General features: G+C 51.1%; 27 protein-coding genes. 13 read left to right on the forward strand and 14 right to left on the reverse strand.

All coding sequences use genetic code 11. From position 1 onward, the window contains the following. From ABD028_RS12725 to ABD028_RS12745, 5 genes are all read right to left on the reverse strand, one after another. The gene (locus tag ABD028_RS12725) at positions 1-153 is read right to left on the reverse strand and encodes a DUF2897 family protein (protein WP_102795082.1); all 153 of its coding nucleotides are present in this window, start codon (positions 151-153) and stop codon (positions 1-3) included. Beyond that, on the reverse strand, positions 150-833 hold the full coding sequence (locus tag ABD028_RS12730; protein WP_343845320.1) for a M15 family metallopeptidase: 684 nt from the start codon (positions 831-833) through the stop codon (positions 150-152). Before ABD028_RS12730 ends, ABD028_RS12725 begins: the two co-directional genes overlap by 4 nt. Further along, the gene (gene dapE / locus ABD028_RS12735; RefSeq protein WP_343845586.1) at positions 827-1,957 is read right to left on the reverse strand and encodes a succinyl-diaminopimelate desuccinylase; all 1,131 of its coding nucleotides are present in this window, start codon (positions 1,955-1,957) and stop codon (positions 827-829) included. Before dapE ends, ABD028_RS12730 begins: the two co-directional genes overlap by 7 nt. Beyond that, complete coding sequence (locus ABD028_RS12740; protein WP_343845322.1) at positions 1,947-2,297, reverse strand: ArsC family reductase; 351 nt, start codon at positions 2,295-2,297, stop codon at positions 1,947-1,949. Before ABD028_RS12740 ends, dapE begins: the two co-directional genes overlap by 11 nt. Positions 2,298-2,410: 113 nt before the next feature. Beyond that, positions 2,411-2,920: a PTS sugar transporter subunit IIA gene (locus ABD028_RS12745; protein ID WP_343845324.1), complete on the reverse strand. Its 510-nt coding sequence runs from the start codon at positions 2,918-2,920 to the stop codon at positions 2,411-2,413. A 352-nt stretch (positions 2,921-3,272) separates the two neighbouring features. Between ABD028_RS12745 and ABD028_RS12750 the strand changes: the two genes are divergently transcribed. From ABD028_RS12750 to ABD028_RS12765, 4 genes are read left to right on the forward strand one after another with little or no spacing between them, the layout of a single operon-like run. Beyond that, positions 3,273-4,346 (forward strand): patatin-like phospholipase family protein, encoded by a 1,074-nt coding sequence (locus tag ABD028_RS12750; RefSeq protein ID WP_343845326.1) that lies wholly within the window; start codon positions 3,273-3,275, stop codon positions 4,344-4,346. Between the two features lie 36 nt (positions 4,347-4,382). Beyond that, a complete protein-coding gene (locus ABD028_RS12755) occupies positions 4,383-4,799 on the forward strand; it encodes a DUF1801 domain-containing protein (RefSeq protein WP_102795088.1) in 417 nt (138 codons plus the stop codon). Between the two features lie 58 nt (positions 4,800-4,857). Continuing rightward, the gene (locus ABD028_RS12760; RefSeq protein ID WP_172449234.1) at positions 4,858-5,034 is read left to right on the forward strand and encodes a YybH family protein; all 177 of its coding nucleotides are present in this window, start codon (positions 4,858-4,860) and stop codon (positions 5,032-5,034) included. Beyond that, entirely contained in the window at positions 5,031-5,357 is a 327-nt protein-coding gene (locus ABD028_RS12765) for a hypothetical protein (protein ID WP_343845329.1), read from the forward strand. The genes ABD028_RS12760 and ABD028_RS12765 overlap by 4 nt, the downstream gene beginning before the upstream one ends. A gap of 14 nt (positions 5,358-5,371) precedes the next feature. Here the strand turns inward: ABD028_RS12765 and ABD028_RS12770 are convergent, their stop codons facing one another. After that, positions 5,372-8,728 carry a PAS domain-containing hybrid sensor histidine kinase/response regulator gene (locus tag ABD028_RS12770; protein WP_343845331.1) on the reverse strand — a complete coding sequence of 1,119 codons (3,357 nt, stop codon included), beginning with the start codon at positions 8,726-8,728 and terminating at the stop codon, positions 5,372-5,374. A 208-nt stretch (positions 8,729-8,936) separates the two neighbouring features. On the opposite strand from ABD028_RS12770, the gene ABD028_RS12775 reads away from it, so the two are divergent. The 6 genes from ABD028_RS12775 to ABD028_RS12800 all read left to right on the forward strand — a co-directional run bounded on the left by ABD028_RS12775 (position 8,937) and on the right by ABD028_RS12800 (position 12,581). After that, on the forward strand, positions 8,937-9,479 hold the full coding sequence (locus ABD028_RS12775) for a FlgO family outer membrane protein (RefSeq protein WP_343845332.1): 543 nt from the start codon (positions 8,937-8,939) through the stop codon (positions 9,477-9,479). Between the two features lie 8 nt (positions 9,480-9,487). After that, a complete protein-coding gene (locus tag ABD028_RS12780) occupies positions 9,488-10,144 on the forward strand; it encodes a FlgO family outer membrane protein (RefSeq protein ID WP_425542105.1) in 657 nt (218 codons plus the stop codon). Positions 10,145-10,173: 29 nt separating this feature from the next. Next, complete coding sequence (locus ABD028_RS12785) at positions 10,174-10,854, forward strand: hypothetical protein (RefSeq protein ID WP_343845337.1); 681 nt, start codon at positions 10,174-10,176, stop codon at positions 10,852-10,854. Further along, the gene (locus ABD028_RS12790) at positions 10,854-11,498 is read left to right on the forward strand and encodes a FlgO family outer membrane protein (RefSeq protein WP_343845339.1); all 645 of its coding nucleotides are present in this window, start codon (positions 10,854-10,856) and stop codon (positions 11,496-11,498) included. The genes ABD028_RS12785 and ABD028_RS12790 overlap by 1 nt, the downstream gene beginning before the upstream one ends. 164 nt (positions 11,499-11,662) lie before the next feature. Further along, positions 11,663-12,067: a FlgO family outer membrane protein gene (locus ABD028_RS12795; RefSeq protein WP_343845588.1), complete on the forward strand. Its 405-nt coding sequence runs from the start codon at positions 11,663-11,665 to the stop codon at positions 12,065-12,067. Between the two features lie 97 nt (positions 12,068-12,164). Continuing rightward, entirely contained in the window at positions 12,165-12,581 is a 417-nt protein-coding gene (locus ABD028_RS12800) for an META domain-containing protein (RefSeq protein WP_343845340.1), read from the forward strand. A 13-nt stretch (positions 12,582-12,594) separates the two neighbouring features. Here ABD028_RS12800 and ABD028_RS12805 read toward each other — a convergent pair whose 3' ends face one another. The 6 genes from ABD028_RS12805 to ABD028_RS12830 all read right to left on the reverse strand — a co-directional run bounded on the left by ABD028_RS12805 (position 12,595) and on the right by ABD028_RS12830 (position 19,716). Beyond that, positions 12,595-13,497 (reverse strand): hydroxymethylglutaryl-CoA lyase, encoded by a 903-nt coding sequence (locus ABD028_RS12805; protein WP_343845341.1) that lies wholly within the window; start codon positions 13,495-13,497, stop codon positions 12,595-12,597. Between the two features lie 87 nt (positions 13,498-13,584). Further along, a complete protein-coding gene (locus tag ABD028_RS12810) occupies positions 13,585-15,609 on the reverse strand; it encodes an acetyl-CoA carboxylase biotin carboxylase subunit (protein WP_343845343.1) in 2,025 nt (674 codons plus the stop codon). A 2-nt stretch (positions 15,610-15,611) separates the two neighbouring features. Beyond that, the gene (locus ABD028_RS12815) at positions 15,612-16,397 is read right to left on the reverse strand and encodes an enoyl-CoA hydratase/isomerase family protein (protein ID WP_343845345.1); all 786 of its coding nucleotides are present in this window, start codon (positions 16,395-16,397) and stop codon (positions 15,612-15,614) included. A gap of 10 nt (positions 16,398-16,407) precedes the next feature. Next, positions 16,408-18,015, reverse strand: coding sequence for a carboxyl transferase domain-containing protein (locus ABD028_RS12820; protein ID WP_343845348.1), 1,608 nt, complete (start codon positions 18,013-18,015; stop codon positions 16,408-16,410). A 136-nt stretch (positions 18,016-18,151) separates the two neighbouring features. Beyond that, a complete protein-coding gene (locus ABD028_RS12825; protein WP_343845350.1) occupies positions 18,152-19,321 on the reverse strand; it encodes an isovaleryl-CoA dehydrogenase in 1,170 nt (389 codons plus the stop codon). Then, positions 19,318-19,716 carry a MerR family transcriptional regulator gene (locus ABD028_RS12830; protein ID WP_102795108.1) on the reverse strand — a complete coding sequence of 133 codons (399 nt, stop codon included), beginning with the start codon at positions 19,714-19,716 and terminating at the stop codon, positions 19,318-19,320. The genes ABD028_RS12825 and ABD028_RS12830 overlap by 4 nt, the downstream gene beginning before the upstream one ends. A 204-nt stretch (positions 19,717-19,920) precedes the next feature. Here ABD028_RS12830 and ABD028_RS12835 point away from each other — a divergent pair, with 204 nt between their 5' ends. The 3 genes from ABD028_RS12835 to ABD028_RS12845 all read left to right on the forward strand — a co-directional run bounded on the left by ABD028_RS12835 (position 19,921) and on the right by ABD028_RS12845 (position 24,228). Continuing rightward, the gene (locus ABD028_RS12835) at positions 19,921-21,096 is read left to right on the forward strand and encodes an acetyl-CoA C-acyltransferase (protein WP_343845353.1); all 1,176 of its coding nucleotides are present in this window, start codon (positions 19,921-19,923) and stop codon (positions 21,094-21,096) included. A gap of 138 nt (positions 21,097-21,234) precedes the next feature. Beyond that, positions 21,235-23,490: an arginine/lysine/ornithine decarboxylase gene (locus ABD028_RS12840; RefSeq protein WP_102795110.1), complete on the forward strand. Its 2,256-nt coding sequence runs from the start codon at positions 21,235-21,237 to the stop codon at positions 23,488-23,490. Between the two features lie 24 nt (positions 23,491-23,514). Then, complete coding sequence (locus ABD028_RS12845) at positions 23,515-24,228, forward strand: 2OG-Fe(II) oxygenase (protein ID WP_343845355.1); 714 nt, start codon at positions 23,515-23,517, stop codon at positions 24,226-24,228. Positions 24,229-24,231: 3 nt separating this feature from the next. On the opposite strand, the gene ABD028_RS12850 is transcribed toward ABD028_RS12845, so the two are convergent. Beyond that, positions 24,232-24,525: a YciI-like protein gene (locus ABD028_RS12850; RefSeq protein WP_343845590.1), complete on the reverse strand. Its 294-nt coding sequence runs from the start codon at positions 24,523-24,525 to the stop codon at positions 24,232-24,234. A 3-nt stretch (positions 24,526-24,528) separates the two neighbouring features. Next, positions 24,529-25,890: an MATE family efflux transporter gene (locus ABD028_RS12855; RefSeq protein ID WP_343845357.1), complete on the reverse strand. Its 1,362-nt coding sequence runs from the start codon at positions 25,888-25,890 to the stop codon at positions 24,529-24,531. Between the last annotated feature and the right edge of the window lie 207 nt (positions 25,891-26,097).

A 26,097-nucleotide genomic window follows, 5' to 3' on the forward strand; every position in this document is an offset into this window, starting at 1 on the left:
TTAATCGTCTTTATCCCAATCTGGGTTATTGCCCTGCTGTTGTTTGTCCTTAAGGCTGGGCAGTTTGTGCTTGGCGCTTTGTTTGAGCAACAGCAGATTGCTGACAATCACCCCCAGCACCAGGGCAATGATCAGGGCGACAGTCCAGCTCATGGTTTTTCCTCATCGGGCAGTTGAACGAATCGGCGGTAAATGTCCGGCAGATGCTCAAGGATCACCCTTTTGCCCTCAATATTCAAGGCCTGTATGCAATCGCTCAGGCAGGTCAGACTCAGCTGTTGCTGCATTAATCTCGCCGATGCTTTGTGGCTGAAATGCCAGGGCTCAGGTGCGACACCGCCTTGATATTTCGCATAAGGACGGAAAAAACCGAAGTCTTCTGCATAGCTGTCCAGCCAGCAGCACAGCGCATAACATGGGCCTTCAGCAGCATATTCTTGCGATACCAACTGAAAAGTACGGCCGCTTTGCTGTACGGACGCTTTATCATAAAGATCCATATCTGTACCCCAGTGGTGGCGACTGGCACCGGGCAGGGCCGACCAGGTCAGAATGGCATAGAGCTTTTGTTTATCGCTTAATGATTCCATTGGCAGCACCTGGCTGTTGATATCCAGCACCGGTCGTTGCCCCAGCCACTTTGCATTCCAGATGGCCAACTGGCGCTGACAGTCCCGGTAACTACTGACTATGTCCAGTCCTACACCATCGGCCTGGGCGGCCTTCTGCATTTTCTCCAGGGCTTTTGCTACATCTGGTTGCAGCCAATGGCCGGGACGCCATTCAATCAGATGACTGGTATCCCGTCCTGTGAGCTGCAACGCCGTTAACATAGCAAACCTTCCAGCAAGGCTTCATAGGTGTCTGCCAGTTTATACAGATCCTCGATTTTGACACATTCGTTCACTTTATGAATAGTGGCGTTAACCGGTCCAAGCTCAATGACCTGCGCACCGGTTGGAGCGATAAAACGACCGTCTGAGGTACCGCCAGCGGTGGATAACTCGGTTTCCAGCCCACAGCCCTTGCGAATGGCGATACGGGTTGCATCCACCAGTTTGCCGCTGTCGGTTAAAAAGGGTTGGCCGTTAAAGGTCCAGTCCAGCTCATATTCAAGATGGTGAGCATCCAATATGCTGCGGGTGCGTTCAATCAGTTGTTGGTCAGTGACTTCGGTGCTGAACCTAAAGTTAAATTGCACCGCCAGCTCTCCTGGGATCACATTACCAGCGCCGGTTCCGGCGCTGATGTTGGAGATCTGAAAACTGGTGGGAGGAAAGGACGCGTTGCCTTTGTCCCATTGTACTGCTGCCAATTCAGCCAATGCGGGGGCTGCCTGGTGCACAGGGTTGCGAGCCAGGTGCGGATAAGCCACGTGCCCCTGAATACCTTTTACCTGCAAATGGCCGGTGAGTGAGCCGCGTCGGCCGTTTTTTACCACATCGCCTACCTTGGCGGTGCTGGAAGGTTCGCCCACCAGACACCAGGTGATCTTTTCGTTACGGGCTTCCAGGGTGTCAATAACCCGGGTGGTACCGTTGATAAAGGGACCTTCTTCATCACTGGTAATCAGAAAAGCGATGGAGCCACAATGTTGTGGATGCGTTTCCACGAAACGCCGGGTGGCGACTAACATGGCCGCCAGACTGCCTTTCATATCGGCCGCGCCCCGACCATATAAGTAACCGTCTTTTTCGGTAGGCTTAAAAGGGGGGAATTGCCATTTATCCAGGGGGCCCGGGGGAACGACATCGGTATGTCCGGCAAAGCAGAACAGCGGCCCTTGCTTGCCTTTTCGTGCCCACATATTCAGGGTGTCTTCAAACGGTAGCATCTCGATATCAAAGCCAAGTGGGCGTAAAAATTCCGTCATCATGGTTTGGCAACCCGCATCGGCTGGGGTAACAGAATCTCGTTCAATCAGGGCTTTGGCCAGTGCCAGTACGTCATTTTGCATGGAACAGGCTCGCATACTGATCGGCCTTAAAGCCAAGGTGATATTGCTGATTATGCTGAAGCAACGGGCGTTTAATCATGGCGGGAAACTCGCACATCAGGCTCAAGGCTTTGTCCATATTCATATCGGCTTTTTGTTTGTCACTTAACTGACGATAAGTGGTGCCGCGGGTATTCAGCAGTGCTTGCCAGCCCAGACTGCTGGCCACTTCATGTAACCAGGTTGGATCCAGACCATCTGCACGGTAGTCATGAAATTCATAAGCAATACTGTGCTGTTCCAGCCAGGTTCTGGCCTTTTTGATGGTGTCACAATTTTTAATGCCAAACAGCTTGGTCATGGGCGTTATTATCTGAGTGAAAGTGGGCTGCAAGCTTAGCTTAAAGTCATACTGGTTTGAACCGTTCGCGGTTGAGGTTGCTATATCATTTGTTTGCCGGAATATGGAACTGGTTATCGAAAGTGCAGCGTCATGCAGGGCTCCTGACAGGCCAGCACGCTGTGGCAATGTGCCTGAATAGCATTGAGTTTTTGTGTTTGTGAGGTCAGGACCAGACAATGTGCTGAGCGTGCGCGGTTTTTCAAAAGCCTCAGATCAAATTCCAATAAGGTCTCTCCCTGACTGAAACTACCAGTCCTGGCCGACTTGGACCGAAAACCTTGGCCCATTAATTTATGGCTGTCTATGCCGACTTGAATGAGCAATTCCAGTCCCTGACGGCTTTTAATCCGTAGGCACTCGCCGGTGACCGAATGGTCCAGCCATACCCCATCGAACGGTGCCTGGATCTTGTAGCCACTGAGATCAATGGCAATACCCGCACCAAAAAGGCCATTGGCATAGGCCGGACTGGGGACTTCATCAAGCAGGCAGACTCTGCCGCTCACGGGTGCCAATACCGGCAGTTGCAGGCGTGATACATCGGGCTGCTCGTGGATTACAAAACGGCGGATATTCCACATCTTTATCTTATCTACCTTGCGGACGTATTTTGACGAATGTCGGCTTATGCCATGGTTGCCTATTCTGCGTAAGGCCTGTGAGACCTGCAAGTTAACAGATCCGTCGATCCTGACAAGGTTATCCACTATATCTGTGGATAACCTTGTTGAGTTCTCGTTATAAATGATATAACTTTATGAAATAAAAAGAAAAAGATATTCTGTTCGGAATTTCTACAGTGGTTAAATAATACGCTTATTGTGCTTAAATTTACCAATGTCAACGAAAATTTTGCCGGAAATTGCCCTTGACGGCGATCATTTCTGCCCGTAAAAGGGGCCAACTGTGAATAACACTTGCTAAGGACTGAGAATGTCTGTGTTGCAGCTGTATGCCGGACCATCGGCCCTAAGCCGTATTCAGGAAGAGGGGCTGCACTCTGAGCTGTTTGACTACATGTTAGGGGCATCGGGTGGACCCAAGTGGTTTGTATTAGCCGGACTGGACAGAGTGATCTTTCCGGAGTTGTTTAAACAGCGGCGGCGGCCATTGCATGCGATAGGGTCGTCAGCCGGTGCTTTTCGTTTCGCTTGCTTTGCCCAGAATGATTCTCTGTCTGCCCTGAACCGCCTGGCAGAGCGCTATTCACAAACGGTTTATTCTGCCAAACCTGATGCCCTGGAAATCAGTGATAAGGGCCGACAATTGCTTGATTACGTGCTGGGTGAAACGGGCGTGGATGAAATCCTCAAGAATCCGGTGATCAAAGCACACTTTATTGTTGCCCGTTGCCGCCATCTGCTGGCCAGCGAAGGTCGCATGGCGCAGATGACTGGTTTGCTGGCCAGTGCCGGTGCAAACTTTATCCGGCGTAACTGGTTGGCGGGTTTCTATCAGCGATTCAGCTTTGGTGCCGTGGATGCAGGCCTGCATATTGCGGATCCATGGGGAATGTCTTGTCAGCACATTGCGCTGAGTGCAGAGAATCTGCACAGTGCACTGATGGCGTCTGGCTCTATTCCGCTGGTATTGGAGGGGGTAAAAGACATCCCAGGTGCGCCACCTGGTATGTACAGGGATGGGGGGATTATTGACTACCACTTTGATTTACAGTTTGGTCCAACCAAGGGACTGGTTCTGTATCCCCACTTTAACGCCAGACCAGTACCTGGCTGGTTTGACAAATCCCTGAAATCTCGCAGACCGGCAGCAGCCAGTTATGACAAGGTATTGATGCTGGTGCCTTCTGCTGAGTTTGTCGCCGCATTACCCTTTGCTAAGATTCCGGATCGCAAGGATTTTGAAAGCATGCCAGCGCCACAACGCATTGCCTACTGGCAAAAGGTGTTGTTGGAGTCAGACAGATTAGGTGACGCCTTTATGCAATTAATTGACAAGCGGGATATTGCTCATTTGGTTAAACCTATTGATTTTTGCCATACATAAGCCATTTGCTTGAGGAAGCTTTGAAGGAAATTGGAAATGGAAAATGCAGTGCAAGCGCGTTTCAGTGACTACCCTGAACTGGCTCGCCAGAAACTTAGTGAACTTCGTTGCTTAATTTTGCAATGTGCACAGGAGCTGAAACTGGGGAAGGTTGAAGAGTCGCTGAAATGGGGCGAAGCCAGTTATAAAGTTAAATCAGGAAGCCCTATTCGGATCGATTGGAAAGCCAAAACGCCTGAAGAGTATTACGTGTTTTTTAATTGTAATACCAAGCTGGTGGATACTTTCCGAGAATTGTATGGTGATGTTTTGGCGTATCAGGGCAACCGGGCGATAGTATTAGGGCTGACAGCGCCATTACCGCTAAATACGCTCAAACATTGCATTCAACTTGCCTTAACCTATCAACAGATCCGGCATTTGCCGCTGTTGGGGGCTGCACCGACAGGCTAGTCAACACCATTGCCCGTAATGGGCACTGAGCATAGGGGCAAATATTGTGGAGCGCGTTATGCAACCAAGACAGATTGTCGAACATTGGGTTGAAGCCTTTAACCAGGCAGATGCAAAAAGGCTTTCCAGCTACTATGCAGAGAATGCGATTAATCATCAGGTTGCCAACCAGCCAGTCTGTGGTAGAGATAACATCTATGCCATGTCGCCTGATTCACGGATTGGAACACAATGAATCTCATCAGCTTAATTCGCCGCAAGTATGTGGAACTGACGTTCAGACGCTATGACCTGCGTATTGTTGAGGCTATTGGCGCACAACAATTTGAACATATTATTCAGGTCTACCGGAACAGTGGTTGGGAAATCACCAATGCTTATCCGGCCTTTTCACCCGACGCGGAGCGCTGGCACTGTAAGTTAAGAAAAGGTACCAGTGTGCTGGAGTGCGAATGGCAGCATCAGCGTTTTGGCAGTATTAGCGGTGCGGCCAGAATCATTAACGCACTGGCTAACGAGTTCGGGCTGGTTGTGCTCGAATATCCCACTTGGCAATAGCCCCAGCTATACGATTAATCAGCTTTTTGCGTGGCCAACAAGGTCTTAATCAGGCGTTTTAGCGCACCGGCCTTAACCGGCTTATGCAGAAAGCTAAAGCCTGCCTCAATAGCGCTGGCGCGAATTTCTTCATCATGATTGGCGGAGTTGAGTATCGTGACAACTTTGCTGCGCCAGTGATGATAAAGCTGGTGGGCAACCTCAGTACCAATTTCACCCTGGTCCAAATGATAATCCATTAACAACAGATCCGGCGCATCAGGCGTTTTTAGTTTTGCCTGTTCGGCAGTGGCCGCCACTTCAATGTCAGCCCCCCATTGGCTGAACAACTGCTGCATGGCCAGCAAAATCTGTTGTTCATTATCTACCACCAACACTTTCTTACCTTTCAACCACAGGCTGTTATCTTGCTGTTCAGGCGTCATTTGTCGGGATAGCATGGGCTGACGTTCCCCCATAGCAATTTGCAAACCAAAACAGCTGCCTTTACCCGGCTGTGAATCCAGATGCAGAGTATGTCCCAGTAGCTTACTGATCTTGTCTACTATGGTTAAGCCCAGGCCAAGACCTTGTTGATTATGGCTTTGTAACTGATGAAACTCGGCAAATATCTCCGCTTGCTGGTCTTTGGCGATGCCCGGTCCGGTATCCCAAACCTGTAATACTAACTGGCCCTGCTTGCGCCTGACGCCAACCAGTATCTTGCCTTTATCGGTATAACGTACAGCATTGGAAATAAGATTCTGAATCACCCTTCGCAGTAGTTTTTTATCGGAACAGACACTTAAGTGAGTCGGCCGATAGTGTAAAGTAAGCCCTTTTTGAGACGCCAACAAACTAAACTCCGCTACCAGCGCATCAAGTATTTCCGCCAGGGCAAAGGTTTGCTGATTCACTTTTAGCACACCTGAGTCCAGCCGTGTCATATCCAGCAGGGTAGTCAGCAGCTCTTCCGCACTGTTCAATGATTGCAACAAGCCACGAGCCAGTTCTTCAGTGGGCTGTCCCTTGCTTTGCTGAGCAATCATGCCAGCAAATAACGTGGCTGCGTTAAAAGGCTGCATCAGATCGTGGCCCGCGGCGGCCAGAAATTTGGTTTTGCTCTCGTTGGCCCTGTCTGCATCCAGTTTTGCTTGCTGTAATTGCACAGTGCGCTCTGCGACCCGTTGTTCCAGGCCTGATTTGGCGTCCTGCAAGGCACGCTGAATTTCAACGTGATCGGTAATATCGGCATAGGTGGTCACAAAACCACCGCCCGGCATTGGATTACCCTGAAGTTCAATGACCCGCCCATCGGGCTGGCTACGCAAATATTTATAGCTGCTCCCCTGGCGAATAAGTGCAAGGCGTTTACGTACCTCGGCATCCACATCTACGGTGTCGCCGAGCATACCGCGCGAAGCGTTAAACCTAAGTAAATCCTCCAATGGCATGCCTGCATGAATAAAGCCTTGCGGGTAGTTAAACAGGCTGATGTAGCGGCTGTTCCAGGCCAACAGTTTAAGGTGTCTGTCGACCACACTGATGCCCTGCTCAATATGCTCAACAGAGGCCTGCAGTAATTCATGGTTAAATTGATAGCTCTGGCTGGCTTCTTCCACCAATCCCACCAGCTCATCGATCGGAACACTGTGCTGCTCTGTTAGCGCCGACAGTAAAATACGCGCCCCGGCATTGCCAACCTGAGCGGCCAGTTCCCGCTCCACTTTTTGAATCAGCAAGCCACTGGCATAAGCTTGTTTGTCTGCATCAGCCAGGCTTTTCTGCAGTGTTGTTTGCTGCGTGTTGGGCAGGATCCGCTGTGTCACAGCCAGTAAGGTGCCAATGCGAATGGTGGGCACTGAAGGCTGCGATGCCTCAAGCATGCTGCTCGTTTGTTTAAACCTGCCACGCAGCCAATTTACCAGCATAAAGGCGATGAGATTGATGCTGAGACTAGCTACCACCCCCTGACTCATCATGTGATCGCTGGGCACGGCCTCAAAGTAATAGCTGGCTTTAATACTTGGCCATAACAGCCATACGACCCAGCCCCAGCATCCGGTTACGATGCCACAAAGCGCCGCCAGACGACTGCTGTTCTGCCAATAAAGTGCAAACAGCATGGCTGGGGCAAGTTGAGCCAGCAGCGCCATGGCGATAATGCCGCTGTTGACCAGTGGGGCGGCCTGACTTAAATATTGGGAATACAGGTAAGATAAGCCTATTACCAATACTACGGTAAAACGGCGAATATTCAGCAGCACAGAGGGGCGCAGTACCTGGTGCTGATCGGCGCGAAAGTGTAGTTTCAGCCACAGCGGGGTAATCAGGTTATTGGCGATCATGACCCCCATGGCCAGAGTTGCCACAATGATCATACTTGATGCGGCAGACAGCCCACCAATAAATGCCACCAGCGCTGACCAACTGCTATTGGCCAGCATGGGCAAGGCTAGTACATAGGTATCGGCATTGGTTTCGGGCAGCAATAACTTACCCGCTAATGCAATGGGCAACACAAACAGATTAATGCTCAGCAGATACAAGGGGAACAGCCATCTGGCGCGTTGCAGTTCTAATTCACCATTGTTTTCGATGAAGTTCACATGAAATTGCCGTGGCAGGCAGAACATGGATAAAAAGCCCAGCAGCATATGGCACAGGTATACCAGAGGGGCCGACTGGGTACTGGACAAGATCTGCCGGGTGTCCGGGTTAACTTGTACTTGTCCGAGCAGATCCAGTATGCCATCAAACATCTGATAGCAAACAAACAGGCCTACCAACACCAAAGCCAGCACTTTTACCAAGGATTCGAACGCAATAGCCAGCATCAATCCTGGGTGTTTCTCCGTCAGGCTCAGGCTGCGGGTACCAAACAAAATGGCAAAGATAGCCATCAGCAGTGCTACATAAAAACTGATGCCACCAGGCCATTGGGTTTGATCATTGGCCAGCAGGCTGACACTGGTGGTCACGGCGTCCAGCTGCAATGCCGTGTAGGGCATCACACCGATAAGACAAATCAGGCTGACAAAGGCCGCAATAAAATGGGAATGTTTATACTGGCTGCCCATAAAATCGGCCAGCGAACTAATATTGTGCTGCTGACATAATCGGATAATACGCACCAGCAACGGGTAGCCCAGGGCGAAAGCCAGCACACTACCCACATAAGTTGGGGTAAAGGCCCAGCCATAAGTGGCCGACTGGGCGGTAGTGCCGAAAAAGGCCCAGGATGTGCAATGCACCCCCAATGCCAGACTGTAGATAACGGGTCGTTGTCTTTGGCCCGCAGAACTGTGGTAACGGTCGCCCCAGAATCCTACCGCAAACAGCAGGGCCAGGTAGATTACCGCTAGCAAGGTCAGAAGCCAGATACTAAACATAAGGCAACAACATGAAAAATAAGGGCTTTGTTACTATACGTCGGAGTATTGGGGATTACCACAGCACCAAGGTACAACTAAACTGCCAGGTTTAAGTAACGGGTTGGCGTGATATTTGCGTTGTTGAGCTGAGATAGCGAATAAAACGTTGGTCATATCCTAAATGAAACCTCTAGTCACAATGTGTTGCCTTGTCCTAAGCCTCTTTATGCTGGCGGGCTGTGCTAACAAAGCGGCACTCAGCACGCAGAGTTACGCAGACCAGCAAGATAATCTGCATCTGCACGTGGAACGCATGATTCGACAAATGTTTGACACTGCCGGGCGCATACATCCAGGCTCGCCACTGGCCATCGGCACGATTCTGCCCGCCCAGTTGGAAGGTGGCAAAAGTTTGCCGGAGCACCGCGCTCTGAGCCTGCAGATTCAAGAGAGTCTGGTTACTTTTGCAACGCAGGCCGGACTGAGTGTGATCGAGTTTAAAACCTTGCCAGCGGTGCATATCGAAAGCGGGCGGGACCTGATGTTGTCCCGTGACGTAGAAGCGCTCAGCGAGCAAGTAGACCTGCAGTATTTTTTAACCGGTACTTACTCGCAGCAGCAACATAGCCTGATGGTTAACCTGCGCCTGATTGAATTGCCAGCCAAACGGGTAGTGGCCGCCGCCACGGATTACCTGCCCAATGATGTGGCCTGGCCGCAGGGCAAGGTCGTCAATCGAAATAATTTGATCTACCGCGGCCAGTACTAGGGGGCATGATGAAAACATTGATTCCAGTTGTGGCGTTGAGCTTATTTCTGAGTGGATGCACGACATTGGCTGACAACGAGCAGGAGCAAGCGCTGTCAAAGGCACACCAGGCCAGTCTGGGGTTTGGGCAGCAATATCGGCCGCAATTTCAGCAGCAACCGGGGCAAAATACCGAGAAGCGGGATCCGCAGTTGCACAACATCAATCACTACGTGCGCGGCATCATGCAGGATTTAGTCAACAACCTGCAGTTTGTCAGTGTCAGGACGCCAGTGGCGGTAAGCAGTTTTGTTTTCCTGGATGGCCCTTTTGACCAGGCTGATCTGTTGGGCAATCAGATTGCAGAAAGTTTTATGCATGAGATCCATCAGTTTGGTATTCCGCTTATTGATATTAAGACCAGTGATTTTATCCGGGTCACTGAGCAGGGCGATTTTGTCCTGAGTCGCGATTATCTGGAAGTCTCACCTAAGCAGCCGGTTCAATATGTGATCACCGGCACCTTGGCAAGGCATCAGGGCGGGTATCTGATTAATGCCAGGGTGGTGGGTATGAAATCCAAGATGGTGGTGGGATCAGCGCAGGGCTTCTTGCCGGCTGATGTGGCCAATGCGTTGTTAAACAGTGCCAAGCCCGCTGAAGGCGTTAAGTTACTTAAGGGGTGAGCCCCTTTTTCTGACCAGGAGTGTCAAGCATGCAAATTCAATCTGGCCTGAGCCTGATGGATTATCTTAATGATCCGGCCAAATCTCAGGAAGCGTTGGACAGAGCTGTGCAGTCTCAGAAGCAGAACCTCGCCAAGGATCTGCTAGAGGTAGACAACAGTCTGGATAATGCCAGTGACAAGCAAATGGATGAAACCCTGAAAAAAATGGAAGAGGGGCAGACCACGGTCAGTTTGCAAAGTCTCGACAATATGATTTCTTTTCATATGAAACCTGTGGCAGAGCAGTTGCAGGACCTGGCCAAACGCTTCGATGTGAATCAGTCCGTTGAGATAAAGCTACAGGACGGTAAATGGCAGGTTGAAGGCGCCGATGCAGAGGATGCCGAGCCGGGATTAAAGCGTCTGCAGCAATACCTGGATGCCGACCAGGGCCTGCAGAAGCGTATGGATCAGTTAAACCGTTTGTCAGAGTTTTATGAATGGGGCAATACCCGCGAGTACGCAGCCCAACTTAAGGAAGCCAAAGTGTCGCAAGAGGACGTGGTGGCGTTTTTAAAGACGAGCCGCACACATCTTATGGGACTGGACAGCTTTACGGTATCGAGCGCTGAAGTCAGTATCAATTCAAGGGGCGAAGCCCTGAAGCTATTTGAGGCTGCACAAAAATCCTTTGGTTTGAAGACAGCGCCTTCAGACCAAACTAGGTGATGCAGGATTTGTTTAATAAGAGGAGAACAGCGGTGAGAGCCTGTTTACTATGTGCCTTGATATTAATGACGGGTTGCCAGACAACAGGAATGGCTCCGCAGCCCACTGACGAAAAGCCGCAAGAATCGGCTTTCCAACCAGCGACATTCGCCGGTACGCCTCAATCTGAAGTGACAACTATCCATCATCTTGTGCATGGATTGATAGAAGACATGATGGCAAGCATGCGCAGTACGGGCAAAGTTAATTCTGTGGTGGTGGCAGATTTTGTTTTTTTAGATGGCCAGTATGACAAGAGCGGATTATTAGGAAAACAGTTGGCACAAAGTATGATGTCAGAACTACACCAAAGTGGATTAAAGGTGCTTGACCATAAAGTGACGGACTATATCAGAGTCACCAGAGATGGTGATTTAGTCCTTAGCCGCGATTACAAAGAGCTACGACCCGATGTACAAGCTCAATTTGTCATCGCCGGTACCTTGACCCGGCACCAAAACGGTATACTTGTTCAGGCAAGAATGGTGAATCTACTTGGCAAGGACATTGTAGCAGCAGCCCAAACCTTATTGCCGACCCAGCAGGTGAGAGCGCTTTTAGCCAGCATAGGCGGCGAAGACATGCTACCTGGTTCGGCTTTATGAGGAACTTGACAGTGAAAGTGACAGCTTTTTTTCTGTGCTTATTTTTGACTAGCATTGTGCTTGCCACAGAATCGCCCGAAACTTCCAACGAACATTGGGCTTCACAAGGACAGCGCTATGTACCTGAACATCATTACAAGCGGTTAGCTGATTATGTTGAACAAATGGTGCTATCTATGGATGACAACGCTTTGTCTCAGTCCAATGAGGGCATTGTGGTCGCGTCTTTTGTAGATTTGGACGAAAGTCTGACTCATACCAGCATGTTGGGAAACCAGTTGGCAGAGCAATTTATGCAGCAATTGCGCAAGCAGGGATATTCGGTGACAGAAAGCAAAGCGACAGGCAGGGTCACTATTACAGAGCGTGGAGATATTGTTTACTCAAGGGATAACCGTACGTTGCGTCAAGGCGAGTATTGTTGCGTATTGTCTGGCACGCTGGTTTATAGTCCAGTTGGTATTGAAGTAAACAGCAGATTGTTTGATTTGCAAAGCCAGGCCGTTTTGGCCAGTGCAAGTACGGTTATCCCTTATTTTGTGGTCAGTCATTTGGGGCGTCTTGAATAGTGGCTTAAGTTTCGGTTTGTATGTTGCGATTTAGCGCAGTCGATGTTTGACTTAATGCACCAACACGTCGCAGGTATTCGGTACAACAGGTTAATCCATGAATATAAAACCCCTGACGCTTTTAACGACATTGGTGATTGCCGCTTGCAGCAGCACACCGGCAAACCAAACCAACAGTCTTGGTGTGCTTAACAGTACATGGCAACTGGTCGAATTAACCGGGCAGAAGATATCTGTGGATGCTCCCCCTTATCTGGTGTTTAACGACGAGGGCAAGGTAAGTGGTTTTGCTGGCTGTAACCGCATGTTTGGTGGTGCCGAAATAGGGCAGGGAATGCAAATCCGCTTTAGTAATCTGGCTACAACTATGATGGCCTGCCCACAGTTGACACTGGAAGGGCAGTTTATGCAAATGCTGGAAAAAGTGGACAACTATAGTCTCAGTGGCGATAGCCTGAGCCTGAATAAGGCCAGAATGGCACCTTTGGCCAGATTTAAGCGGCTTAAGGAGTAAAAGCCGCTTTGTTTTAAGTTCGCTTGGCCAATATTGCCTGCGCAACTTTAGATTGATTGTCGCGGCCCAGTGCCTGGGTAATGGCGTGCCCGGCGTCAACCAGCTTATCCAGATCAATGCCGGTGTCGATGCCCATACCTTGCAACATATAAACTACGTCTTCGGTTGCCACATTGCCTGATGCCCCTTTGGCATAAGGGCATCCACCCAGACCGGCCACCGAGCTGTCCAGTACTGCAATGCCGTGCTGTAAGGCGATCAGAATATTGGCCAGAGCCTGGCCATAGGTATCATGGAAATGCACCGCCAACTGCTCCACCGGGATCTGCCTTACCAGCAATTCCAGTAGCCGGGCTGTTTTTAGTGGGGTGCCTGTGCCGATAGTATCGCCAAGCGATACCTCGTAGCAGCCCATCGCCAATAGCTGCTTGCTGACGTTTAACACTTTTAGTGGATCAATATCGCCCTCATAAGGGCAACCCAGCACACAGGATACATAGCCCCGTACCCTGAGCCCTTTATCTCTGGCGGCTTCCATCAGCGGCGCAAACCGTTGCAAGCTTTCTTCAATACTGCAGTTGATATTCTTCTGGCTGAAACGCTCGGAGGCTGCAGCAAAAATGGCCACCTCATCCGCCCCCGCTTCAAGGGCGGCATTAAATCCCTGCATATTTGGGGTTAAAGCGGAATAGACCACGTCGGTTTTGCGACGAATTCCTTTAAACACCTGGGCACTGTCGGCCATCTGCGGCACCCATTTAGGTGACACAAAACTACCGGTCTCTACCATGGGCAGGCCACAGTCGGCCAGACTCTCCACCAGGCGGATTTTATCAGCAAGGGCAATAGTGCCTTTCTCATTTTGCAGGCCGTCGCGTGGCCCTACGTCTACGATTTTAACTTTTCTTGGGTACATAACAGTTTATTAATACACCGTAATCCAAACGCACAGAGATGGCACATAAGAGCATGCGGCATCTCTGTGATGACAGCAGTCGCGTGATTAGCTTTCACTGGCCTCAAAATTAACCAGCTCCGCACCGCCATCCACCAGTTCGCCTGGCTGATAGAAAAACTCCACCACCTTGCCGGCAGAAGGGGCTTTGAGGCTATGTTCCATTTTCATGGCTTCCATAATCACCAGTACCTGCCCCTTGCTCACCTGTTCACCGGGCTTAACCATCAGATTCACAATAGTGCCGTTCATTGGCGCCGTCAGACCTGTGCCATGGGCATCACCGTCCAGTAAGCCCAGGTCTGGCAAAATATGGCGAAAATGCAGCGCACTGTGTTGGGTGTACAATGAGCATCCTTCCTCGTCGTCGGCACCCTGGCTGCTGAAGGTGACTTTTTGCCGGTGCCCATCAATGATGGCAGTCAGCATATCCCCTTCAATATGTCCCTGACACTGAACCGTGAAGCCTTCACCACTGATTTGATAAAGTGACTGGGCAGCCGTATTCAACTGCAGAACTTTAACCTGGTGCAAGGTATCGTGGATCTGAATATCCAGTTGCTGTTCATGGCTTTCGTTGGCGCGCCAGGCACTGAGACTTTGCCAGGGACTGAAAGGGTCCTGGCTGTTCTGTGTCAAAGACAGTTGCCTATGTTCCTGATTCAGCACTAAATACAGGGCTGCCAAAGGCAGTAAGCTGGCAATGTCGCCCTTATCTTTGATAAAGATTTCGCTCTGGTGCTTATCAATAAAACCGGTATCCAACTGCGCCTGCTTAAAGGCTTTGGTATTGGCCAGGTTGTACAGAAAGTCGATATTGGTGGTGACGCCCCTGACCCGGTATTCAGATAAGGCTTTAACCAGGCGCCGCAGCGCTTTGGGGCGATCTTCATCCCAGACGATCAGCTTGGCAATCATCGGATCATAATACACCGATACCTTGTCACCCTGGCGCACCCCGGTATCCACTCTGACATAGTCAGATTCATCCGGTGGCTGTAAGAAGTTTAGTGAACCCGTGGCGGGCAAAAATTCGTTGTCCGGATCTTCTGCATACACTCTTGCTTCAAAGGCGTGGCCGTTAATCTGCAGTTCGCTTTGCTTCAGGGGCAGCTCTTCACCACTGGCCACCCGCAGTTGCCATTCCACCAGATCCTGGCCACTAATCATTTCGGTAACCGGGTGTTCCACCTGCAAACGGGTGTTCATTTCCATAAAATAGAAACGACCATCGGTATCCAGCAAAAACTCGACGGTACCCGCGCCCACATAACCAATGGCCGCTGCAGCTTTGAGCGCCGCTTCGCCTATTTGTGCGCGTAGCACTTCGGTCATGCCCGGCGCAGGGGCTTCCTCTATGACTTTTTGATGGCGGCGCTGTACCGAACAATCACGCTCAAACAAGTACACGCCATTGCCATGCATATCACAAAATACCTGGATCTCCACATGGCGTGGCTGCGTCAGGTATTTTTCCACCAGCATATGCTCGTCGCCAAACCCAGCCATGGCTTCACGCTTGGCGGCGGCCAGTGCATCATCAAAGTCTTCGGCGCGATGAACCTGGCGCATGCCTTTGCCACCGCCACCTGCGGCTGCTTTTAGCAGCACCGGATAACCCATCTTATCGGCATGCTGTTTAAGTAGTGCCGGGGACTGATCCTCACCATGATAGCCTGGTACCAGCGGTACACCAGCCGCTTCCATGATCTTTTTGGCGGCGGATTTTGAGCCCATGGCATCAATGGCCGGTACGGGCGGGCCGACAAATATGATCTGGTTGTCTTCACACAAACGGGCAAACTCGGCATTTTCTGACAAAAAGCCGTAACCCGGGTGAATCATATCGGCGCCCACTTTACGGGCCACTTCAATAATACGTTCGGCCTGCAAGTAACTGTCCTTTGAGGGAGCAGGGCCGATATGCACCGCTTCATCTGCCATTTGTACGTGCAAGGCATCGGCATCGGCATCGGAGTAGACCGCCACCGTATGGATGCCCATGCGCTTAGCGGTTTTGATAATGCGGCAGCTGATTTCACCGCGGTTCGCGATTAAAAGTTTGATCAGCATATTTACTCCTGATACCAGTTAGGCCGACGTTTTTGCAAAAAGGCCTGCAGCCCTTCCTGTCCATGTTCCGATACTCTGACGGTGGCAATACGCAGACTGGTTTTTTCCATCAATTCTTCATCGTCACTGGGTTCGGTAACGTCAAAAATCAGCTGTTTGGCGGCTGCCACAGCATCGGGACTGTTATGCAGAATATGGCTAACCAGATTATCCACGGTTTCATCCAGTTCTTCTTCGGTTACCGCTTCGCTTAAAAGACCAAGGCGTCTGGCCCGACGGGCCGAGAATACTTCTGCGGTGGTGAAATAGCGTCTGGCTACCCGTTTGCCCATGGCATCAATAACATAAGGGCTAATCGTGGCTGGAATTAAGCCAAGCTTTACTTCACTCAGACAAAACTTACTGAGTTTGCTGCCAATGGCCATATCACAACAGGCTATCAGGCCTACCGCGCCGCCGTAGGCTGCCCCTTGTACTTTGGCGATAGTGGGTTTGGGCAAAAAATTCAGAGTATGTAGCATCATGGCCAAAGCTTTGGCGTCGGCAACGTTTTCCTCAAAACTGTAGGACGCCATGCGCTGCATCCAGTTGGCGTCCGCACCGGCGCAAAAACTTTTGCCGTTGGCTGCCAGAATGACCACCCGTACCTTAGGATCCTCGCCAGCCTGCTTAAAAAGCTGGGTAAGGTGGTGAATCAGCTGATCGTCAAAGGCATTGTGTTTTTCAGGACGATTAAGGGTAATGGTAGCCACCCCTTTGGCATCCAGATTGTAGAGTACATCAGACATATCAGCCTCCTTACATACGGAACACCCCGAAACGGGTGTCCTCCACGGGTTTGTTTAATGAAGCGGACAGGCATAAACCCAGCACCTGGCGGGTATCCGCCGGGTCAATTACGCCGTCGTCCCAAAGCCTGGCCGACGCATAATAGGGGTGACCCTGATGTTCATAATCATCAATAATGGGTTGCTTGAAGCTTTGTTCTTGTTCTTTGCTCCAGCTTTCACCATTGCGCTCTTTCTGATCGCGTTTGACCTGGGCCAATACGCCTGCGGCCTGTTCACCACCCATCACCGAAATACGTGCATTGGGCCACATAAACAAGAAGCGTGGGTCGTAAGCACGGCCACACATACCGTAGTTACCCGCACCGAAACTGCCGCCAATCAAGATGGTGAATTTAGGCACCTTGGCACAGGCCACCGCGGTTACCATCTTGGCACCATGTTTAGCGATACCGCCGGCCTCGTATTGTTTCCCCACCATAAAACCGGTGATGTTTTGTAAAAACACCAAGGGGATTTTGCGCTGGGCACAGAGTTCAATAAAATGCGCACCTTTTTGTGCGGATTCACTGAAAAGTATTCCGTTATTAGCGACAATGCCTACCGGATAACCGAAGATGCGCGCAAAACCACAAATCAGTGTGCTGCCGTATAAGGCTTTAAATTCGTCAAATTCTGAACCATCGACAATTCGCGCAATAATTTCGCGCACATCATATTGCTGACGGCTGTCTTTGGGGATAATGCCGTAGATGTCCCTGGCGTCATAAATGGGATCTTGTGGCTGGCTCAGATTCAGGCTCACTGGCTTGACCCGGTTCAATCTGGCCACCGCATCGCGGGCCAGTTTCAGGGCATGATGATCGTTGTTAGCCAGATAATCCGCCACCCCTGAGGTGCGGCAATGCACATCGCCGCCGCCCAGTTCTTCGGCCGTCACCACTTCACCCGTTGCGGCACGAACGAGTGGTGGTCCACCCAGAAAGATAGTGCCTTGCTCTTTGACGATAATAGATTCATCCGCCATGGCGGGTACATAAGCGCCACCGGCGGTACAGGAGCCCATCACCACGGCAATTTGCGGAATATTGGCCGCCGACATGTTGGCCTGGTTATAGAAAATACGGCCAAAATGGTCTTTATCAGGGAATACCTCATCCTGACGTGGCAGGTTGGCACCGCCACTGTCCACCAGGTAAATACAAGGTAAGTTGTTTTGTTCGGCAATGCTTTGGGCGCGTAAGTGTTTTTTCACCGTCAGCGGATAATAGGTTCCGCCCTTTACTGTGGCATCATTGGCCACAATCATACATTCGGTGCCAGACACCCGGCCAATCCCGGCAATAATACCAGCGGCAGGGACATAATCCTCGTAGACGTCCAGTGCCGCCAGTTGTGACAGCTCCAGAAAGGGCGCGCCGGGGTCAAGCAAGGCGTTAATACGTTCACGGGGCAATAGTTTACCGCGATCGGTATGGCGCTTATTGGCCTGTTCGCCACCCCCCTGGCGGATTTGAGCAATTTTTTCGCGCAGCTCGTTTACCTGAGCCTGCATATGCTCGGCATTAACGGCAAATTCCTGGCTTTTTGTGTTTATTTTCGATTCTATCCTGGGCATGTAGCCTCTCCCTCAGTGGGTCGGGATTAACCCGACAGCCAGCCAATGATTCACTTGCGAGCCGGAGGTTAATCCAACCCATACCGGCAAAGGTTGCAAAAATGAGCAAATCAATATTGTGGTGTTGGCCTCCGACCTACATAGATTCTTTAAACAGCTCGCGACCGATCAACATACGACGGATCTCGGACGTACCGGCGCCGATTTCATACAGTTTGGCATCGCGCAGTAGCCGGCCCGCCGGAAACTCATTGATGTAACCATTGCCGCCCAGCAACTGAATGGCATCCAGCGCCATTTTAGTGGCCAGCTCTGCCGAATAGAGAATAGCACCTGCGGCATCTTTACGGGTGGTTTCACCCCGATCGCAGGCCTTGGCTACCGTATAGACATAGGCGCGGGCCGCATTCATCTGAGTGTACATATCGGCAACTTTGCCCTGCACCAGTTGGAATTCACCAATACTCTGGCCGAATTGCTTACGATCATGAATGTAAGGCACCACCAGATCCATACAAGCCTGCATAATGCCAAGGGGGCCACCGGACAGCACCAAACGCTCATAGTCCAGGCCACTCATCAGCACCCGCACGCCGCCGCCTTCCTGGCCCAGGATATTCTCTGCTGGTACTTCACAGTCCTCAAACACCAGTTCACAAGTATTGGAAGAGCGCATGCCCAACTTGTCCAGCTTCTGAGCCTGGCTGAATCCTGGTGTGCCACGTTCCACAATAAAGGCGGTAATACCTTTAGGTCCGGCACTGACATCGGTTTTGGCATAAATCACAAAGGTATGGGCATCAGGTCCGTTAGTGATCCACATCTTGTTACCGTTAAGAATGTAACGATCACCTTTTTTCTCGGCGCGCAGTTTCATACTCACCACATCCGAGCCGGCATTGGGTTCGCTCATAGCCAAGGCGCCAATATGTTCACCACTGATGAGTGTAGGCAGGTATTTTTGCCGTTGTATGTCATTGCCGTTTTTATAGATCTGGTTAACACACAAGTTGGAGTGAGCGCCGTAGCTCAGGCCGATACCGGCGCTGGCGCGGCTGATTTCTTCCATGGCTACCACATGTGCCAGATAGCCCATGTCGGCACCACCATATTGCTCAGAGACGGTGACGCCCAGTAAACCCATGTCACCCAGCTTGGGCCAAAGCGCGTTAGGGAAGGTATTGTCTTCGTCCGCCTGGGTGGCCAATGGAGCAATTTCACCCTGTGCAAAGGCATAAACGTGATCGCGAAGCATATCGATGTCTTCGCCCAGGCCAAAGTTCATTGTAGGGTAGGGGGCATTCATGCGAGTTTTCCTCTTAATTGTTGTTCCAGCTCGGCGCGGCAACGCTCTTCCAGATCATCCAGTTCGTTCATCAGCATACGAATATCTTCCAGTTGCTGATTCAGTACCGCGCGCTTGTCAGTAATCATTTCCAGAATGACCTGATTCTGCGCTTTAGAGTTCTGATCACTGTCGTAAAGGTTAAACAGGGTTTTGGTTTCTGCCAGGGAAAAGCCCAAACGCTTACCGCGCAGAATCAGTTTTAGCCGCACCCTGTCTTTGTTCTGATAGATGCGTACCTGGCCGTTACGGTCGGGTTCCAGCAGGCCTTGCTCTTCATAAAAACGGATGGAGCGGGGCGTAATGTCAAATTCTTTTGCCAGTTCGCCAATACTGAATGTCGGGTTGGTGGTCATGCGACTTTACGTTTACGTAAGCTGTAAGTTAACCTAAAGGTAAAGTAACAGTAACAAGGCGTCAACAACCGCGTGCCTATCAACAAGGTGATGACGCCAGGCAATATTGTTCAGTTAGCTGTACGTTAGACTTATGGCAGCCCCGCCTGCCGGTGCAGTAAACTGAGCCAGATATACACCGCTATGCAGAAAAGAGGATTAAACATGAGCCAGGATTCAATCGTTATCGTTGCTGCTAAACGCACCCCTATGGGGGGATTTCTTGGCAGCCTGTCAGCCCTAAGTGCTACAGAACTGGGTGCCAATGCTATCGCCAGTGCCGTTCAAGGTGTCGGCGCTGAGCATGTGGAAGAAGTGATTATGGGCTGCGTTTTACCAGCGGGTCTTGGCCAGTCACCGGCCCGTCAGGCGGCTATCAAGGCCGGATTACCGCTGTCTGCCGGTGTCACCACCATTAACAAGGTATGCGGCTCGGGCATGAAAGCGGTGATGCTGGCGCACGACCTGATTAAAGCCGGTTCCATTAGCACTGCCGTGGCCGGTGGCATGGAAAGCATGAGTAATGCCCCTTACTTGTTGCCCAAGGCCAGAAGCGGTTATCGCATGGGCCATGGCCAGGTGCTGGACCATATGATGCTGGACGGTCTGGAGAATGCCTATGACGGTAAGGCCATGGGCTGCTTTGCCCAGGACACCGCCGACAAGGAAGATCTGACCCGGGAAAAAATGGACGCCTTTGCTTTGTCGTCATTATCCAAAGCCAGGCAGGCCATTGAGTCAGGCGCCTTTTTGCATGAAATCAGTGCGGTAACGGTCAGTACCCGCAAGGGCGATATTGAGGTGAGTCAGGATGAAGGTCCGGGTAATGCTATGCCGGAGAAAATTCCTAACCTTAAGCCGGCTTTTAAAAAAGACGGCACGATTACCGCTGCTAACTCCAGTTCTATCTCGGATGGTGCAGCGGCATTGGTGGTGATGAGCGAGGCCAAGGCACAGTCCCTGGGCTTAACCCCTCTGGCGCGCATTCTGGGCCATAGCACTCATTCCATTGAGCCGGAAAACTTTACCGTTGCCCCTGTGGGCGCCATGCAAACGTTGCTGGATAAGCTGGGCTGGCAGGCGAGTGATGTGGACCTGTTCGAAATTAACGAAGCCTTTGCCATGGTGACCATGCTGGCGGTTCGTCAGTTGCAATTAGACGAGGCCAAAGTGAACGTTAACGGCGGTGCCTGTGCGCTGGGTCACCCCATTGGTGCTTCCGGTGCCCGTATTCTGGTGACCTTGATTCATGCCCTGAAAAATCGTGGACTGAAGCGCGGTATGGCCTCGTTGTGCATAGGCGGTGGTGAAGCCACGGCCATGGCTGTCGAGCTCTGCTAAATCCTGACAGCGGAAATAAGGCGGAGCCCAGGCTCCGCTTTTTTATGCAGCTATTTTAAATACTTACCTACAAACTCTCTGTAATTGCAGCAGACAGCGCTATACTGGGCAGCATAATTCCCTGGCTTTGGAGCGCCGATGAAGTTTCGTTTCCCCATCGTTATCATTGATGAAGACTTTCGTTCTGAAAATATCTCCGGCTCGGCGATTCGCGATCTGGCGACCGCCATCGACAAAGAAGGCATGGAGGTGGTGGGATTTACCAGCTACGGTGATTTAACCTCTTTTGCTCAGCAGTCCAGCCGCGCGTCCTGCTTTATTGTGTCGATTGACGATGAAGAATTTGAAGACGGCACCGACGAAACCGTCGCCAAGGCACTGATGGCGATTAAAGGCTTTATTCGTGAAGTACGTCGCCACAACGCGCATATTCCCATTTTTCTGTATGGTGAAACCAAGACCGCCAGGCATTTTTCCAATGATATTTTGCGCGAACTGCACGGCTTTATTCATATGTTCGAAGATACGCCGGAATTTGTGGCCCGGCATATCATTCGCGAAGCGCGCAAATACTTAAATGCCCTGGCGCCGCCATTTTTCAATGCCCTGATGGAATACGCCAGCGACAGCTCCTATTCCTGGCACTGCCCAGGTCATTCCGGCGGCGTGGCGTTTTTGAAAAGCCCTGTGGGGCAGATGTTCCATCAATTCTTTGGCGAGAATATGTTGCGTGCCGATGTCTGTAATTCGGTGGATGAGCTTGGCCAGTTGCTGGATCATACCGGCCCGGTGGCCGCCAGTGAGCAGAATGCGGCGCGGATTTTTGGCTGTGATCATCTGTTCTTTGTGACCAACGGTACCTCGACTTCCAATAAGATTGTCTGGCACAGCACGGTGGCGCCCGGGGATATCGTGGTGGTGGACCGCAACTGCCATAAGTCGATTCTGCACTCCATTATTATGACCGGTGCCATTCCGGTATTTTTAATGCCGACCCGCAACCACTACGGCATTATCGGACCCATTCCCAAGTCAGAGTTTTTGCCTGAAACCATTGCCAAAAAGATTGCCGCCAACCCTTTTGCCCGTAATGCCGCCAATAAAAAGCCGCGTATTTTGACCATCACTCAAAGTACCTATGACGGCATTGTGTATAACGTGGAAGAGATTAAAGACGTACTGGGCGACAGTATTGATACCCTGCATTTTGACGAAGCCTGGTTGCCCCATGCGGCGTTCCACGAGCTTTACCACAATATGCATGCCATCGCTCAGGACCGGCCGCGCTCCAGCGATCCGCTGGTGTTTGCCACCCAATCCACCCATAAGTTGCTGGCGGGTCTTTCCCAGGCATCACAAATTCTGGTGCAGGACAGCGATACCCGTAAACTGGATAAACACCGTTTTAATGAATCCTATCTGATGCACTCCTCTACCAGTCCGCAATACGCCATTATTGCTTCTTGTGATGTGGCCGCGGCCATGATGGAACCGCCAGGGGGGCGCACATTAGTGCAGGAATCCCTGACCGAAGCCATCGATTTTCGTCATGCCATGCGTCAGGTGGATGACGAATTTGGCGAAGACTGGTGGTTTAAAGTGTGGGGACCAGATGAGCTGCCCGGTGACGGCGTACCCAAACAGGAAGACTGGGTAATTAAGGAATCCGATGAATGGCATGGCTTTGGTAATATTGCCACCGGCTTTAATATGCTCGACCCCATCAAGGCCACTATTATTACCCCCGGACTGGATATGGACGGGCGCTTTGATGAAATTGGCATTCCGGCCGCCATCGTAACGCGCTATCTGGCCGAACATAACATTATTATTGAAAAGACCGGTCTGTATTCCTTCTTTATTATGTTTACCATCGGTATCACCAAAGGTAGGTGGAACTCGATGGTCACTGAATTGCAGCAGTTCAAAGACGATCACGACCAAAACCTGCCACTTTGGCGGGTTATGCCGGAGTTTGCCGCCAAACATCCGCGCTACGAACGGGTGGGACTGAAGGATCTGTGCCAGCAAATCCATCAGGTATATAAAGAATTTGATGTAGCCAGGATCACTAAGGATATGTACTTGTCCGACTTTATACCGGCCATGACCCCAGCCGACGCCTGGTCACATATGGCCCATCGTAACGTTGAGCGGGTATCTATTGATGAGCTGGAAGGGCGTATTACCGCCATGCTGGTCACGCCGTATCCTCCGGGTATTCCGCTGCTGATTCCCGGTGAGTGCTACAACAAGACCATAGTCAATTACCTGAAGTTTGTGCGCGAATTCAATCGTCGCTTCCCGGGTTTTGAAACCGATGTGCATGGCTTGGTGCGTGAAGAAGTGAATGGCAAGGAAGAATACTTTGTTGACGTGGTGAAAAACCCTTAAGCACAGCACAAGGACGTTACCAATATGCAGTTACAGTGTGACGTATCAGCAGCCCGTAGCGATATGGACAAGCTAGGGCGGGTTCGGTTACCTGCTGTCTTAACACAGCAGGACTTAGCAGCCCTGCATCAGGAAATTGTCCAGATAAACAACTGGAATCTGGTCACCCGCATGCAGGGACGACATCTGGATTTGGATGCCAACGCTATGCAGATGCTGCCACAAGCGCAACTGCATGAGTTTCAGCAACGCCTGGCAGCGGAGCCAGGCTTTACCTATTTATTTGAAAACTACCCGGTATATGACAAATGGCATGCCGGGCAGTTAGCTGCGACCCCGCAGCTGGCGCGATTATTCAGCAGCCTTAACAGCGATGCGTTTTTAGACAATATGCGTGAGCTTTTGCGGGCTCCTGATATTGGTTTTGCCGATGCACAGCTGACCTGTTACCGCAGTGGTCATTTTCTTAAATTGCATGATGATGCAATAGAGGGCAAAGCCAGGGTGGCAGCCTTTGTCTTGAGTCTGACCGATAACTGGCAGGAAAGTTGGGGCGGTATGCTGGAGTTTTATGGTCAGGATGGGCAGGTCACCGAACGATTTTCTCCTGAGCTAAATTGTTTGTCGCTGTTTAAGGTGCCGATACCTCATGCGGTATCCCGAGTACAGCCTGGCATTCCCAACAGTCGCATTTCAGTGACCGGATGGTTAAGAAGTGGCAGGGACCCAGGCCCCTGAGCATCAGGGAAAGGTGATGGCTGGCAGTCCTGCACCTATGGCAATGTTCCATGGTCGTACCTGCCAGGACGTCACCAATCCCGCGACTACATAGGGATCCTGTCTGGCAAATGCCTCTGCCACTTCTGCTGAATCACTTTTAAATAGCAGCACGGCCTGATCCACTGGCTCAGCAAGCGCACCGCCAGCCAGCAACTGGCCCTTGCTGGTGGCCTTTTTAGCCAGGGCAATATGGGCATCGCGAAACAATGGGCGACGCTGCAAGTAATCCTCAACACGCTCTAGTAAGTAGTACAGAGCTTATCCTGTTTGTGCCAGCGCCGGCCTTTGTTCCCGTTGAATATAGGCCAGACGCCAGCCTAAGAAAACCGCTGCCGAGGTCAGACCGACAATAAAGCCAATCCAGAAACCGCTGGCGGCCATATGCGGCACCAACCAGTCTGTCAGGCCCAGAATACAGCCGGTGCTAAGGCCAATCACCCAGTAAGAAACAAAACTGATTAAGAACATGGCTTTGGCATCTTTATAGCCACGCAGGGCACAGCCTGAAATGACCTGAATGGCATCTGAAAACTGAAAAACCGCGGCCAGGAACATCAAATCGGCGGCCATTTCCACTACTTGTCGGTCGGTACTGTACAAACCGGCAATTTCATAGCGTAAGAAAAACGACAGGGAAGCCGTGAGTATCGCTGAGCACATACCCACCAACCAGGCACCCTGTACCGCGCGTTTAGCGTTTAATGGCTGTTCTTCTCCCAGCAGGAAGCCGACCCGGATGGTCAGCGCCAGGCCAATACTCAGTGGTGCCATAAACATTAATGAGGACAGGCTTAGCGCCACCTGATGGGCTGCCACCATCGTAGCGCCATAGGGGGCCAGCAACAGGGCAACCACCGCAAACAGTGACACTTCAAATAATATGGTCAGCGCAATGGGCACACCCAATTTCAGTATTTCGCTGATTTCCCCCAGACGCGGTGCATACCAGGTCTGAAACAGATGGAAGCGGCGCATAGACGCGGAATAGTGCGTATATAACCAGGTGCTTAGCATCATGGCGGCAAACACCAAAGACGTGGCGATACCACAACCGGCCCCACCAAATGCCGGCACGCCTAACTTGCCGTAAATAAATACATAGTTGGCGGGAATATTGACCAAGAGGCCAATGGCCATAATCACCATGCTGGGGCGGGTAACAGACAGACCTTCACAGTATTGCCTGAATACCTGATAGGCGGCAAAAAAGGGTGCGCCCACCAGTAAATACTGAACGTATTCCAGGGTGATGCGCTGAAGCTGTGGCTCCATATTCAACTGCCCCTGCAAATTAGGCACAAATGGCGCTGACAAGGCCAGTGGCAGGGACAACATCAGGGCCAGCCATAATGTCTGCTGGCCTTTTTCCGGGATCTCATCCAGTTTGCGGGCCCCTCTAAGCCTGGAAATAATAGGTGGCAGGGCCAGAATAATACCCTGCAAAAAGAACAAAATGGGCATCACCACACTGGCAGCAATGGCCACTGCCGCCATATCGGTCGCCGACACCCGGCCAGCCATAATGGTATCCGACACCCCCATCAGTGTTTGGGTGACCTGGGCAATTAACAGCGGCCAGGCTAGCTTAACGAGTTGGCGGATTTCGTGGTTCAGGCTCATTTGGGCAGATCGTCAAATATCGGAGCGTTGTTATACCACATTCGCCACCCAAGCATGCCGGGCTTTAATTGAGAAAATCCCCTTTTTGTCGCATTGGCGGCGTTATGTGCACCGAACTGGTGCGAAAGCGTATGGAATCTATCGTTAATAGCGTTACTTTGGTGGAAGAATTGCCTTAGCACTATGATTTTAAAGACTAAAAACAAA

Origin of the sequence: Bowmanella denitrificans (assembly GCF_039522935.1) — a bacterium.
In the GTDB taxonomy this organism is placed as follows: Bacteria; Pseudomonadota; Gammaproteobacteria; order Enterobacterales; family Alteromonadaceae; genus Bowmanella; species Bowmanella denitrificans.